Raw genomic sequence first — 16,314 nt, forward strand, 5'->3', positions numbered from 1 at the left:
CAAAATAATACTATTCATAATTTACATTCAAACATAATATAAAATACTAACACACAAACGATCGATAAACACTTCATATATTTCACAAAATGGAAAATCAATTATCAATATAATATATAACAATAATCATTATTCGAATATTACAAATCATTCACCATGTTTTCTATTTTTACAAAATTTTTAAACTCCTCTTCTGTTAAATAACCAGATTTCACCGCAGCATCTTTCAAACTCAAGCCATACTTATAAGCAATTTTAACAATTTCAGAAGATTTATCATATCCAATATGAGGATTTAATGCAGTAACTAACATAAGCGAACTATTTAATAAATAATTTATTCTATCAATATTTGGTTTTATTCCCATCACACAATGATAGTGTAAACTTTTAATACCATCTGACAATAAACGAATTGATTGTAAAACATTATAAATAATCACAGGTTTACAAACATTTAACTCAAAATTGCCAGAAGAACCAGCAATATTTATTGTAGTATCATTCCCAAGAACCTGATAGCACAACATATTCATAGCTTCGCATTGCGTAGGATTAATTTTCCCTGGCATAATTGAACTCCCTGGTTCATTTTCTGGAATATTTAGTTCTCCAATTCCACATCTTGGACCAGAAGACAACCAACGTATATCATTTGATATTTTTATTAAAGAAACAGCTAAACATTTTAATGCACTATGACTATGTACTAAAGCATCACAAGTTGCTAAAGATTCAAATTTATTTTTTGCAGTGACAAAAGGATGTTTGGTCAAAATGGCCAATTCTTTCGCAGCACGAACAGAATATTCTGGATACGCATTTAATCCAGTACCAACTGCAGTGCCACCTAACGCTAATTCATATAAATCAGTAATACTATCATTGATACGAATAACATTATGTTCCAACATGGATAACCATCCGGACATCTCCTGCCCAAGAGTTAACGGAACTGCATCTTGTAGATGTGTTCGACCAATCTTAATAATATCTTTAAAATTATTAGATTTATCAAATAATGTTTTATTAAAATCAATAATTGCTGGCAATAACCGTTCCTTTAACATGACTACCGCTGCAATATGCATAGCCGTTGGAAATACATCATTAGAACTTTGACATTTATTAACATGATCATTAGGATGTACCAATTGTTTATTACTATTATTTTTTTTCTGATTATTGAATAACAATGTATTCGCACGGTTCGCAAGTACTTCATTCATATTCATGTTACTTTGCGTACCAGATCCTGTCTGCCACAAAGATACCGGGAATTCACTAAAATGATTCCCAGAGATTATTTCATCAGCTGCATACATAATAGCTTTTGCTATATCTGGATCCAAATAACCTAAATCACTATTGATCATAGCAGCAACATACTTAATTTGTGCAAGAGCTATAATAATTTCATTAGGCATCTTTTCGTAAGAAATTTTGAAATATCTTAAAGAACGTTGCGTTTGTGCTCCCCATAAATGATCGACAGGCACTTCAACATAACCTATTGAATCTTTTTCAAGACGAAAAACAGACATAACAAACACCCCTCATTATAATAAATTATCTACATCAAAATAACAATTTATTATTATTAATTGACTATGATATTATTATCTATCTATTATTACAATTAAAATCAACTGTTAATCATATATTTATCATTAAACGATATTTAATAATGAATAATCATAGAACAAAGATACAATATTTTCTCGCTATTAGTACAATAATTTTTATGCTATCTCAATGTAATCGATATTACTGTTATAAAAACAAAATAATTAACATATATGAAAACAATCAACATAAAAAAAAATATCCGCAACATACTAATCAAAATTATAAAAAATATTATAAATATTTAAAAAAAAATAATTATAACAATGATTTAACACAAAACAACCACATTATTCACTCATATATACCTGAACGTTTTTTATCAGAAATACACATAAACCATAATTCCATAAATTTATTAAACACATACTTTAAAAATTATAAAAAATTAATGTTTAACCAAATAAGCTTAAACAATTCTCACGAAAAAAAAATATATAATTTTGGCGTCGGATACAGAAAAAACTATCGAAAAGATCTAATAATCGGTAATAATATTTTTTATGACACAATTATATCTGAAAATAAAAAAAATTTTTTAAGTATAGGACACGAATTGTTTAAAAAACAAACACATATCACTACCAATATATATTACAATATGTTTAGTAAATCTTATTTAACAATAAGAAATAAAATACACTATCCTCATTCTTATGACATACGCATTAAAAGCGCCTTACCATTTTTTAAAGCAACAATGGGAAAAATAAGTATGGAACGTTCTTTTAATCATAACAACAATCACAATGTACAAAAAAAACTCATGATAAAACAAAATAAATCGAATTATAAAATAACACTAGGTATTGACTATACACCAATACCAATGTTTACTTTCAGTATTGATAAAACCATTTATAACCAAAAAAAAATTCATGGAACAAAATTTAACATCACAGTCAACTATAGATTGATTACTCTTTCAAATAAAATAATATCATATAACCAAGATATAAATAACAACAAAAAAGAAGCTCTAATAGACAAAAACTATACAGTCAACAGAAATAATAATATTCTAACTGACTATTATAATAATGACAATAATTCAAATATAATGCGACACAGTATACATATCATTCAGAATAATTCTGATGAAATACCATTATTACTAAAAAATATATTCCATGAAAACAATATAACTAATACAACACAATATGTTGAACAAAACAAATATGAAATACTCAAATTAGAAAAAAATAATAGTAACACCCAACTTAAAAAAAATTATCATCCAAATAATAATGATTTAAAATTATTTGCTGTTATTACTACCTATAATATAAAACAGAAAGAACACTTAAATGACGATTATTTAACCTCTATAATGAAACCAGTTAATTCAAAAATAAAAAATTTACAACAAATACATATAATGAATAAAAATTCTGATCCTTCACTCATTGATAATAAAGATAACATTATTAATCAAGAAAAAAAAGAAAAATCATCTGAAAATAATACTCATGATAGTAACACAAACATAATAATTAACCATGAATGTTCAAACAAATCTAACAAAATTATCACCAAAAAAGATTCAAAAACTAAAATACAAGAAAAAAATACACATTATCATAATTATCAAACACAAATTATACCTCCCCCACCACCTTTCCCTAACACTTATTCAACTACACAAGATAAAATAAATGTGACAATACAACAACCAAGCAACCAATATACATCAAATGATGATAATTGTGATAATTACCACGATAATCAAATGTCTAAAGAATTAATACAAAATATCAATCAGTGTAAACAAAAACAATTCTCTTCTCTAGGAAGCGAACAACATCTAGCAAAACTCAACAGTATTACTAAAAAAAGAAAAAAAACAACCTCAACAAATAGCACTAATAGTAATAATTCAGAAATAACAACAATATTAAAAATCATAGAACGACAAAATATATTAACATCAGACAGTGATAATACAGACAATGATGATAAAATTTCAATAAATAGCAACAACAACGAATTTTCAGACAATTAAAAAATCCTTGCAATACAAATATTATCCACTTAATTATTTTAAAATATATCTCCTAAATAATAAAAACCTATTTACAATATATATGTTCACTAACCATACCAGACCAACAAAACTCTTCCCCTATATTTTTAATTCTAAAAAGATTTAACGCTCGAATCACTGTATAATTAATAATATCATCAACAGTTTTCGGATGCATATAATATGCCGGAACAGGAGGCATAATTATAGCACCCATTTCAGTAAGCTCAATCATTTTACGCAAATGACCAATATGTAACGGTGTTTCTCGCACCATTAAAACCAAGGTTCTTTTCTCTTTTAAAGTAACATCAGCAGCACGAGTCATTAATGAAGAAGTAATACCAGCTGCAATTTCTGACATAGTTCGAATAGAACACGGAGCAATTAACATTCCATCATTTAAATACGAACCGCTAGAAATTTTAGCACCAATATCGCGAAAAGAGTAAGTTTTATCGGCTAGTTTATACAAATTTGTTTTAGTAATTCCAACTTCTTGTCGCAATACTGTTAAAGCATTTCTAGTAACAATAAGGTGAGATTCTATATCGTACTGCCGTAATAAAAACAATGCACGAATACCATAAACAATACCAGAAGCACCTGATATCCCTATTATTAATTTATGTTTACAAGACATTAATAATTATCCATGCTAATATTAATAAATTTCAAAAACTCACCAAAAAAAAATTACCTGATATATTGAAAAAATAGTTTTTATAATATAGTATTATTTTTCTAAAAATTCGTTCACCTGATTTAATTCCTCAGGAGTATCTACATTAATATAAATTCCATTATTATTAATTACCGAAACATATATTTTTTCACCATACCATAATATTCGAAGTTGCTCTAAAGATTCAATTTTTTCCAAAGAGGTAATTTTCCAATTAACATAACGATGAATAAAACTCACACGATAAGCATAAACTCCAATATGACGCAAAAAAATATTATCAACATATTGATTCTCATTAACAAATAAAGAATAATTTTTGCACCAGGGGATCAAAGAACGAGAAAAATATAAAGCATGATTTTTTATATTTACTACTACTTTTACCACATTACTATTATACAATTCTTCTAAAGAAACTATTCGAGCAGCTAACGTCGAAACACTAATATCATTCATAGTTAACAAATTATTTGCTACTTGATTCAACATATCTGATGATATTAATGGTTCATCACACTGAAGATTTATAATTATTTGATTATCCGAAAACTGATACTTCTTAACAACTTCCTCTAATCGTTCTGTACCTGATTGATGATCTGTACTCGTTAATATAACCTCTGCAAGAGTTTTTTCTTTTTTAATTATATTCAGTATACCAATATGATCGGTAGCAATAATTACTTGTTCAGCATGAGACATTAATGCAATTTTCATAACACGTACAATCATCGGTTTCCCTTGAATAGTGGCTAACGGTTTACCAGGAAATCGACTAGAAGAAAATCGAGCGGGTATAATAACAACGAAACTCATCTTTTTATCTTATCATTAAAAAAAAAATTCCTAGATCTATCTTTTAACAATATTGGAATACCATGTAAAATAGGAAAAGATATTTGATCAAATCTACAAATTAATTTCCACTGTGATTTTAAAAAATATAAAGATCTATAACATATCGGACAAACAAGAATTCTCAATAATTTATTATCCATGATAACCTCATTATTAATATAAATTTTCCTTCATTGCATGAGTTTATAAAAACAACAACCACTTCAAAGAACAAACAATTTATTTCTTTTTAATACATATTTTTTTAAATTATATATGATTATTAAAAATATGTTTTTTATACTTTAAAATATTTTTTTCAATTGGTCTTATTAATAATTTTTTTGATTGTTGAGATAAAACTGCTTCCACTTCCAAATACCACCAATTATCATGAGCAAATAAACAACATTTAACTGCATCTTTTTCAGTCATCAATAATAATTCATGTTTTTCAGCTACCCTATCTAAAACATTTTCAGAATATATTTGGTGATCTGAAAATGATACCTCTTTAATTGGAATAACACCATACATATGTAATGTAGAAAAAAATTGAGATGGATGTGCAATCCCAGCCATTGCAACCACATCAGACAATATAGTATTAAGTAATCGTCGTTCTTTAGTTAATATATTAACAATTGCAACTGGAATTACCCTCATAGATATTTCACTTGGCATCACATGATTACCAGAAAAAATTACTTGCTGTACAGTATTCAACCTGTTAAGCTTTTCGCGCATAGGTCCAGCCGGCAACAAACAGCCATTTCCAAAACGGTACTCACTATTAACAACAACCCATTCAATATCCCTTGCTAAAGAATAATGCTGCAAACCATCATCAGATATTATAATATCTAATAGTGGATAAGTTTTTAATAATTTAGCTACTGCATCTGTTCGACAAGGCGATACGGCCACTGGAACATTCGTACGTTGCCAAATAAGTATCGGCTCATCACCACATTCATCAGTATTACTATTTTTATCTAAAATAATCGGATAACGTTGAGAACGTCCTCCATAACCTCTTGAAACTACACCAACATTCCATCCTCGATGTTTCAATTGTCGCACTAACCATAACACCATAGGTGTCTTCCCATTACCACCAATTGTCAAATTGCCTATAACTACAACAGATAGTGGAAAACGATACACTTTAAATATGCCATATTTAAAACTAAGCCTAATAATATAACTAACAAAACCATACAACCAAGAAAACGGCAACAATAACAAATAATATGGGAAAATATTATTAAACCAAATATGCCTAATAAACATTATGAAAACTGTAATTGATATAATTGAGAGTATATTCCTTGACGACTAATAAGTGTTTGATGAATTCCCCGATCAATAATTCGACCATTGTCTATTACCAAAATTTCATCAGCTCTTTCTACAGTTGACAAACGATGAGCGATTACCAACGATGATCGATTCCTTCTTAATGTCTCTAATGCTTTTTGAATCATCCATTCAGACTCAAGATCTAAAGCCGAAGTAGCTTCATCAAGAATTAAAATAGAACAATCACGAAGCAAAGCACGAGCAATAGCAATGCTTTGTCTTTGTCCACCAGATAATAATACTCCATTTTCTCCAATTATGGTATCTAAACCATACTTCATTTTTCCGATAAAACTCATTGCACATGCCATATTTGCAGCAGTCTCAATTTCCTCCCTGGAATATACGCCACTAGTAGCATAAGCAATATTATTAGCAATAGTATCATTGAATAAATGAATATTTTGCGATACTAAAGCAATTTGACTACGTAAAGAAGACAACTTGTATTTACTAAGACTCACCCCATCAAGTAATATCTCACCATCGTGAACATTGTAAAATCGAGTCAATAAATTAGCAATAGTTGTTTTTCCGGATCCAGAACGACCCACTAACGCTATAGTCTTTCCAGCAGGAATAGTAAAATTAACATTATATAACGTTGGGGTATCTTTACCAGGATAAAAAAACGTAACATTATTGAACATAATACTATGAGCAATATTTTTTACTTCTAATGTACCATCATCTTTTTCTGCTTCCATATCTAAAATAGCAAAAAGAGCCTGACAGGCCGCCATACCTCTTTGAAATTGGGCATTGACATTAGTTAATGATTTTAATGGTTTCATTAAAACTATCATAGAAGAAAAAATAACAGTTACAATACCTGCAGTTAATGTTTCCATAATACTAGGAATACTAGCCGCATACAATACTGTTGCCAATGCCAAAGAAGCAATAAATTGAATTAAAGGATCAGAAGCTGATACAGCAGCCACCATTTTCATCCCTTGTTGACGCATACGATTACTAATATAACGAAAATTTTTATTTTCAATAGACTGCGCGCCAAAAATCAATATTTCCTTATGTCCTTTAAGCATTTGTTCTGCGCTACTAGTCACTTGCCCCATAGCATTTTGCACTTTTTCACTAATTTGACGAAAACGATTAGATACCAAATAAATAGTCAATGAAACAATTGGAGCAATTGCTATTAAAATCAACGATAATTGCCAACTATAATAAAACATCATACTACATAAACCTATAATAGAAGCACCTTCGCGAACAACAGTAATTAACGCACCAGAAGACGATGATGCTACCTGCTCAGAATCATAAGTAATACGAGATAACAATTTTCCAACAGGCTGATTACCAAAAAATGATACTGGCATACTCATCATATGTTGAAACAATTGGCGACGCATTTGCATAACTACTTTTCCAGAAACCCAAGATATACAATAATTAGAAATAAATCCACTGCAACCTCGTAATCCCATTAAACAAACAACTACTAATGGCATCCAAACAAAAATCTCTTTGTTTGCTTTTCCAAAACCATCATCCAGCAATGGTCTTAATAAAGCCAACATAAGCGCATCACTAATAGCATTAATTATTAAAGTAATCGAAGAAATAATCAAGCCAATTTTGTAAGGAGATATCATCGGCCAAAGACGACAAAAAGTCCGCCATGTAGACAAATCATTAATAGATTTAGACATTCATTTTCCTAATGAAAATAATTTTTCCCAGCAAAAAAATAACATAACACATAACTTAACATTAATACACTCATTGTTATATTGAAAAAAATGAGAAACTCAATACTACATCATGAATCAGTTTTAGTGGCCGCCTTAAAAGCTTCTGTCATTACATTCGAAAAATTTTGCTTCACATCTTTTGATTGCTTACTTGCATTAGGGGAATTAATAATTTTAGAATTAGTATTATCAAAATCATTAATTACAAAAGGAATACTTAAATTGATCATACGACTCTTACGATCTATACCATTACATTTAACCTCAATATTATCTCCAATATTATATGTTTTTTCATTTTGTTTATCAACATCAGAAAATAACACATACCCTACAATCATATCTGTCAACTTAACCGACATACCTTTTGTGTTAATTGATAATATTGTTCCAGTAACAACTTTCTTTTTTTGATTCAATGATAAATATATATTTAATGGATCTTCTTCTAAATGTTTTATACTCAAAGAAATACGTTCACGTTCTGCATCTACTTGCAGTATTACAGCTGCAACTTCATCTCCCTTTTTATACTTTTGCATTATTTCCTCAATACTTAAATGCCAAGAAATATCAGAAAGATGTACTAAACCATCAATTCCGCCCTCTAAACCAATAAAAATACCAAAATCAGTAATCGATTTAATTTTTCCTATAACACTATCTCCCTTGTTATAAGTCTCCAAAAACTGTTCCCATGGATTTACTGTACATTGTTTTAATCCTAATGAAATACGACGACGAGATTCATCAATATCTAATAACATCACTTCAATGAATTCACCTACATTAACTACTTTAGAAGGATGAATATTTTTACTAGTCCAATCCATTTCAGAAATATGAACTAATCCCTCAATACCTCCCTCCATCTCTACAAAACAACCATAATCAGTCAGATTAGTCACTTTACCTGTCAAGCGCATACCCTCATGATACCGTTTTGTGATAGCAGTCCATGGATCTTCTTCAAGTTGTTTTAACCCTAAAGAGACACGATTTTTTTCTCGATCAAATTTTAATACTTTTACAATAATCTCATCACCAATACCAACTACCTCACTTGGATGTCTAATCCGTTTCCATGCTATATCAGTAATATGCAATAAACCATCAACACCACCTAAATCAATAAATGCACCGTAATCAGTCAAATTTTTAACAATACCCTTAATTTGCATACCCTCGTGTAACTGCTCTAATAATTGATTACGTTCTGAAATATTTTCTGATTCAAGTACTGCACGACGAGAAACAACAACATTATTACGTTTTTGGTCTAATTTAATTACCTTAAATTCAAACTCCTTCCCCTCTAAATTCATATTTTCACGAATTGGGCGAATATCGACCAAGGAACCAGGAAGAAAAGCTTTAATACCATTTAATTCCACCGTAAATCCACCTTTAACTCTACCATTAATAATACCAACAACTGTAGATACTTCTTCATATGCTTTTTCTAATATTAACCAAGATTCATAACGTTTCGCTTTTTCACGCGATAATATTGTTTCACCAAATCCATCTTCCACAGCATCTAAAGTAACATCAACTTGATCTCCAACTTTGATTTCTAAAACACCTTGAGAATTATAAAATTGTTCAATAGGAATAGGAGATTCTGATTTCAAACCAGCATCAACTAGCACTATATCATTTTGAATAGAAATTATAGTCCCACGAATAATAGAACCTGGAGAAGTTTTTATCCTTTTAAAGGATTCTTCGAGCAATTGAATAAAGGACTCTGTCATAATCGATTATCTTTAAATTTTAAAATTATTATCCACATACCACGTTCCATGTTATACACTAGGATAACTAAAATAGACACTCACCATCCAAATATGAGCTATTAAATATAATTATAGTATATAATCCTACTACTTTATCATCATTCACCTATTCCTAACACACTAAATGAATAGTGACACAAAATCATCGAATAATCAACAAATATGAAATGCCGTAAAACATAAACTTATTTAACTTATTTTAAACAATACACACTTAAGATAATAACATTCGTAAAATTATTAACAATTATAAAACAAAAGTTAAAAACTATAAACAATTCCATCTTTAGTATATCAACACTATTGCATCAACTGCACAAATATAAAATAAATTATATATAATTTCTGCTAATCAGGGTGGAGCTATCCAGAATAACAATAATTACTCATGCCCTTAATTTTTACCACGGGTCGATCTCAACTGGCATTAAAAGTTTTCTTTGCACTCGATCTGACCTATATGCACAGCGAATTTTAAATAATTTACTAAAACATAATTTAAAAAATCAAATAAAAAAACACCTGTAATTCAAAAATTGCACAATAATTTATTTAGTCAAACAACACATTTCTCTGGAATAAAAATAACGTTTAAAATCGATAATTTCGATACAAATCAAATGATCGCTTTTTTATCATTAAAATAAAACATCACTCCTTAATAACATTAAAGTATAAAACGATTTCATTAAATATTCCACACAACAAGAATTAATATATTATAGAATATAACTTTCAAAATTCTAAATTAAAAAAAACGATAATTAACCTTATTAAATATTCTCATTATTAATTAATATACCAACTACGTTATAACAAGTCCTTATCTTTACATGATTTACTTATTATAATATTATAACTCAAATTAAAAACCACCAACTGTTAACACATGTAACACATTTTAATAATTCACACAAATGTACTGATTGCAAAAAAATCTTTGAAAAAAGATGGAAATGTTTTATTAACACATGACGGATTCAAAATAATAACGGAACTATCAGATAACGCTGCTAAAGAAAAAGCCATAGCCATACGATGATCATTATATGTGTTAATTGTCGCAAATCGGATTTTTTTTGGCGCAACTATCTTAATATAATCTTCACCTTCAATAATACTCGCTCCTAATTTACGTAATTCTATTGCCATGCCTCTTAATCGATCAGATTCTTTTAATCTCCAATTATAAATATTACGCAGTACAGTAGGCAAATCATCATTAACAAACAATGCTGTAACAGCAATCGTCATAGCTGCATCTGGAATATTATTCATATCCATGTCAACAGAACGTAAAACATTTCTTGTACATGAAATATAATTATCTCCCCAACAAATAACACTACCCATTTTTTCTAAAACATCAGCACATTGTATATCTCCTTGTATACTATGTCGTCCAACACCAGTAACACAAACAGTTCCGCCACGAATAGCAGCTGCAGCTAAGAAATATGATGCACTGGATGCATCACCTTCGATGAAATAATTGCCAGGTGCTCGATAAAATACACCACCGAAACAATAAAACACCCGATAATCATCATGTTTTATTTCAACACCAAAAGCCCTCATTAGAGACAATGTAATATCAATATAAGGTCTAGAAACTAAAACTCCATCAACATGAACACGAGTGTCTTGAGGAATAAGAGGAGCCATCATTAATATTGCAGAAAGAAACTGACTAGAAATATTTCCACGAATCGTAATATCACCTCCAGAATACCCCCCGGAAATTTGTAAAGGTGGATAACCATCACTTTCTAAATAATCAATTTTGGCACCACCTTGACGTAAAGCACTTATTAAATGTCCAATAGGACGTTCCTTCATTCGTGATTCACCGGTAAGCATTACATTATGTTCTCTCAAACACAATGCAGCAGTTAACAATCGCATACTGGTGCCAGAATTACCAAGAAACAAACTTAATTTTTCATTCTTCGAGTATAATGCACCACCAATTCCATCAACTTCACATATTTTTTTATTTTGTGAAAAGCGAAAATGTACACCAAGTTGCTTTAAAGCAAATAGCATATAATTTACATCATCACTTTCTAATAAATTAATTAATCGTGTTGTACCAACTGATTGAGCAGATAACAATAAGGCTCGATTTGAAATACTTTTTGATCCAGGTAAATCAATACAACCATCTACTGATTTGATAGATTTTAATTCCATAGCACCCTGTGTACTTAACATAAAACTCCTAAAAATCGACTTTTAATCAAAATATTTTAAAATTTCTCATTACTTCAATTCAAAAAAATAAATTATTCAACTTTCAAAATAACCATATTTTAAAACTGATACTAAAAACTGACACTAAATAATATATACAAAAAATTTTTTAAAATATCTTAATATTTTTGTTAAAACACAACTAAAATACACAAAATCATTATACTCATAAAAATAAATACTACATTAATAAAGAAATTATCTTATATAACTAAATTACAACTAAATGATTTATCCATATTTTTTAGCAAACCATTCCATAAACTCAACCAACATTTCCACTCCTTGTAATGGCATCGAATTATACAATGATGCTCTCATTCCACCTACTGATCTATGACCCTTTAGAGCATACAATCCAACATAATTAGATTCTTGTAAAAAAATATCATTTAATTTTTCATCGTGTAAATAAAAAGGAACATTCATATATGATCGATTCATCTGTGCAATATTATTATAATAATAATCGCTACTATCAATAGCTTCATAAAGTAAATTTGCTTTCTCTATATTTCGCAAACTCATTGCTATTAACCCTCCATGCCTCTTAATCCACTTAAAAATTAATCCTGCAACATACCACGAAAAAGTTGGAGGAGTGTTAAACATAGATTTATAATTATTAAGAATACTATATTGTAATGTTGATGGCACTTGATGACATTCACGATTTAACAAATCTTCACGAATAATTACAATCGTTAAACCGGGTAATCCAATATTTTTTTGGGCAGCAGCATAAATCATACCAAAACAATTAACATTAATCGGTGCCGACAACAATGTAGAAGAAAAATCTCCAACAACGACAACACTATCATTAAATTCAGGTTGTTCATGAATAGCTACACCATCAATAGTTTCATTAGGGCAATAATGTAAATAAGCACTATTGCTAGATAATGGCCAATCCTTCATATTCTTTACAGAACATACATGATTCTCATCCAAAATGCTGACATTAATTAAATTTACTTTACAATATTTTTCAGCTTCCTGTGCAGCACTTCGTGACCAATAACCACTATTAATGTAATCAGTAACATGAAATCCCCCCAATAAATTCATTGGAACAGATGAAAATTGTGTGCGAGCACCACCATGACAAAATAATACCTTATAAACATTAGGTATATTTAATAACTCTCGTAAATCATGTTCTGAATTGTAAACTATCTCATGAAATTCGTCACTACGATGACTAATTTCCATAACAGACACATTCAAATTATGCCAATTTTTTAATTCCGCGTCTATTTGATCTAAAACTTCTCTTGGTAACATTGCCGGACCGGCACTAAAATTAAATATGTCATTCATAACTTATATAGTATTGTAATACTTAGTAAAAGTAACAACTTTTTTAAACAAAAACACTACGATAATTAAAGTATTATATATCTATTATGATAAAAATATTTTAAGCCAATATGTCAACTCGAATTCATAATTATAACTATAATTTACATTTTAAACACGAACATAAAATATGATATTCTAAATGATACATAACTACAACATAATAACACTATTTTAAAAACAAAAATACATAATTCAATTCATATATATTGTGAAATACACAAAAAAACAAACATAACACTACTCTTTAAAATATAAACTCTTTAAAATATAAAAATATAACTCGTAATCAAATAATACATAACAAACATTTTCCATTCAACTATAATATATATTGCTGTTTGCGCAAAGGATAAATACAAGTTAAACCATTCATATATGATTGTAAAACAGATGGTACTTCAACACTACCATCCAACAACTGATAATTTTCCAATACTGCCGCTAAAGTACGACCAATCGCTAATCCAGACGCATTTAAAGTATGCAAAAATTTTATCTTTTTATCTTGAAAATTACGATAACGAGCATGGATACGACGAGATTGAAAATCACATACATTTGAACAAGAAGCCACTTCACAATATTCATTCCGGGAGGGCAACCAAACATCTAAATCATATGTTTTACAAGCTGAAAAACCAATATTGCCAGCAGCTAATAACATTTTTCGATACGGTAACTTCAATGACCGTAATACTCGTTCTGCATGGCCAGTCATTTCCTCTAATACTTGCATCGAATTTTCTTGCTGAACTATCTGTACTAATTCAACTTTATCAAATTGATGCATACGAATTAATCCCCGACTTTCGTGACCATACGTACCCGCTTCTGCACGAAAACAAGGAGTATGCGCCACCATCTTAAGAGGCAAATCTTGTTCCTCAAAAATTTGACCACCTACTAAATTTATTAACGGTACTTCAGCAGTCGGTATTAAGGTGTATATATTATTTTTATTTTTCCAAGATTGTATATGAAATAAATCATTAAAAAATTTAGGCAATTGCCCTGTGCCATATAAAGAAGACTGATTAACTAAATAAGGTACATAATACTCTTGATAACCATGGTGCCTAATATGCAAATCAAGCATAAATTGAGATAATGCTCTATGTAAATAAGCTACTTGACCACGCATTACTATAAAACGCGCCCCAGTTATTTTCGTTCCAGATGTAAAATCCAATCCCCCTGTTATATTACCTAACTCAATATGATCACGAATTGGAAAATTATATTTTTTCGGTACCCCCCAACGAAAAATTTCTACGTTATCTTCCTCATTGTTTCCATCCGGAATATGATCATCTGGAATATTAGGTAAAGATAAAATATATTCTTGAGATTCTTTTTGTAATAACTTAAGAGAAACTTGTATTAAATGTAAACGATCATTTAAAATATTAACTTCTTCGCAAAGATATTTTGTATCTTGTCCTTTAGATTTAGCAATACCAATTGTTTTAGATTTTAATTTTCGTACAGATCTCAAACGTTCAACCTCTACTTGTAATTTTTTTCTCTTTAACTCTCTGATACGTACATTATTAATATCTAACACACAATTTTTACGTGATAACTTCTTCTTAAGTACAGAAAGACTATTATCCTGACGTAATAAACTAGGATCTAACATATGACTTTAACTTGAAATGCTAATATATTTCACAAAGTATCATAATTAAAATATGATTACCACAATTCTTTTATAAAATATACCGTAATACATCGATTGTAAAAAAATAATATCAATACATAAACAGATACAAACCACAACAAATAAAAAATTAGTCATTGTTCTTAAAACTAAAAAATATTTAACACATATAATATTATGAAAGCTATCAAATGATAGCATCATAATAACATAAAAATATCACAACTTACATACAAACACGACAGTTAATAACTAATGATTATAATAATTTAATATTTTCCCCAGCGCTGTTCATCAATCACTACCCCATTTGGTAGTAAAAAATTAAACGTATTTATATTAAACCGCCGAATATCATGATTAGTTAATTGATAATTAATATGCTGATCATCTTTATTCACAATCTCAAAATTTTTTATTATACCCTGGTTAGTTACTGTAATTATTAGTGACTTAAACATAGAAAAATCACTTTTTTTTGAAACCAAAAAAAAACTATCATTCTTTTTATCAATATTATATTCACACCAATTACTATCAAAAGTACTTGTCAACAACATTAAGAATGTGTCACCTATAACATCACTTAACCAACTAATAGTTACTTGATTAATATAAGGATCATAAAACCACAATGTTTTACCATTAGATATTAAAAAACATTCTTCTGGAATGAATACATGATAATGAAACAAATTGGGATGCTGAACCCACAATTCCCCATTATTTTCTTGTAAAATTAGGCCTGTTTGATCACTAATAGTTTGAACAAATTGAGCATAAAAACTGTTAATATGATTCAAACGAGTACGCAATTCAATTGCATTATCACCTAATGTAGGAAATATCACTGCCAAACATAAAACACAAAACACAAAAAAAATTTTCATCGCTATTTTCAAAATAATTAATCATAGTATCATAACATAATATGCAATATAATTGCATACACACAATTAATATATAAAATACATCCATGT

Annotated in this window: 12 protein-coding genes; 1 reads left to right on the forward strand and 11 read right to left on the reverse strand. The window is 29.0% G+C overall.

Annotated elements, in window-relative coordinates:
- Nucleotides 1–140 precede the first annotated feature (140 nt).
- On the reverse strand, nt 141–1,544 hold the full coding sequence (gene fumC / locus BTURN675_RS01795) for a class II fumarate hydratase (RefSeq protein ID WP_046288845.1): 1,404 nt from the start codon (nt 1,542–1,544) through the stop codon (nt 141–143).
- Nucleotides 1,545–1,744: 200 nt separating this feature from the next.
- Here fumC and BTURN675_RS01800 point away from each other — a divergent pair, with 200 nt between their 5' ends.
- Complete coding sequence (locus BTURN675_RS01800) at nt 1,745–3,628, forward strand: inverse autotransporter beta domain-containing protein (RefSeq protein WP_046288846.1); 1,884 nt, start codon at nt 1,745–1,747, stop codon at nt 3,626–3,628.
- Nucleotides 3,629–3,695: 67 nt separating this feature from the next.
- Here the strand turns inward: BTURN675_RS01800 and BTURN675_RS01805 are convergent, their stop codons facing one another.
- The 10 genes from BTURN675_RS01805 to lolA form a co-directional block, all read right to left on the reverse strand.
- Nucleotides 3,696–4,292 carry a UbiX family flavin prenyltransferase gene (locus BTURN675_RS01805; RefSeq protein ID WP_046288847.1) on the reverse strand — a complete coding sequence of 199 codons (597 nt, stop codon included), beginning with the start codon at nt 4,290–4,292 and terminating at the stop codon, nt 3,696–3,698.
- A 93-nt stretch (nt 4,293–4,385) separates the two neighbouring features.
- The gene (gene kdsB / locus BTURN675_RS01810; RefSeq protein WP_046288848.1) at nt 4,386–5,153 is read right to left on the reverse strand and encodes a 3-deoxy-manno-octulosonate cytidylyltransferase; all 768 of its coding nucleotides are present in this window, start codon (nt 5,151–5,153) and stop codon (nt 4,386–4,388) included.
- Nucleotides 5,150–5,335, reverse strand: coding sequence for a Trm112 family protein (locus BTURN675_RS03305; protein ID WP_046288849.1), 186 nt, complete (start codon nt 5,333–5,335; stop codon nt 5,150–5,152). The genes kdsB and BTURN675_RS03305 overlap by 4 nt, the downstream gene beginning before the upstream one ends.
- A gap of 109 nt (nt 5,336–5,444) precedes the next feature.
- Nucleotides 5,445–6,467: a tetraacyldisaccharide 4'-kinase gene (gene lpxK, locus BTURN675_RS01820; RefSeq protein WP_046288850.1), complete on the reverse strand. Its 1,023-nt coding sequence runs from the start codon at nt 6,465–6,467 to the stop codon at nt 5,445–5,447.
- Complete coding sequence (msbA, locus tag BTURN675_RS01825; RefSeq protein WP_046288851.1) at nt 6,467–8,215, reverse strand: lipid A ABC transporter ATP-binding protein/permease MsbA; 1,749 nt, start codon at nt 8,213–8,215, stop codon at nt 6,467–6,469. Before msbA ends, lpxK begins: the two co-directional genes overlap by 1 nt.
- Nucleotides 8,216–8,325: 110 nt before the next feature.
- Nucleotides 8,326–10,014: a 30S ribosomal protein S1 gene (gene rpsA / locus BTURN675_RS01830; RefSeq protein ID WP_046288852.1), complete on the reverse strand. Its 1,689-nt coding sequence runs from the start codon at nt 10,012–10,014 to the stop codon at nt 8,326–8,328.
- A gap of 951 nt (nt 10,015–10,965) precedes the next feature.
- Nucleotides 10,966–12,270 (reverse strand): 3-phosphoshikimate 1-carboxyvinyltransferase, encoded by a 1,305-nt coding sequence (gene aroA / locus BTURN675_RS01835; RefSeq protein WP_046288853.1) that lies wholly within the window; start codon nt 12,268–12,270, stop codon nt 10,966–10,968.
- Nucleotides 12,271–12,540: 270 nt separating this feature from the next.
- On the reverse strand, nt 12,541–13,632 hold the full coding sequence (gene serC, locus BTURN675_RS01840; protein WP_046288854.1) for a 3-phosphoserine/phosphohydroxythreonine transaminase: 1,092 nt from the start codon (nt 13,630–13,632) through the stop codon (nt 12,541–12,543).
- Nucleotides 13,633–13,993: 361 nt separating this feature from the next.
- Nucleotides 13,994–15,313, reverse strand: coding sequence for a serine--tRNA ligase (gene serS, locus BTURN675_RS01845; RefSeq protein WP_046288855.1), 1,320 nt, complete (start codon nt 15,311–15,313; stop codon nt 13,994–13,996).
- Nucleotides 15,314–15,603: 290 nt separating this feature from the next.
- Entirely contained in the window at nt 15,604–16,224 is a 621-nt protein-coding gene (lolA, locus tag BTURN675_RS01850; protein WP_046288856.1) for an outer membrane lipoprotein periplasmic chaperone LolA, read from the reverse strand.
- Nucleotides 16,225–16,314: the final 90 nt, after the last annotated feature.

This window comes from Blochmannia endosymbiont of Polyrhachis (Hedomyrma) turneri, assembly GCF_000973505.1.
In the GTDB taxonomy this organism is placed as follows: Bacteria; Pseudomonadota; Gammaproteobacteria; order Enterobacterales; family Enterobacteriaceae; genus Blochmanniella.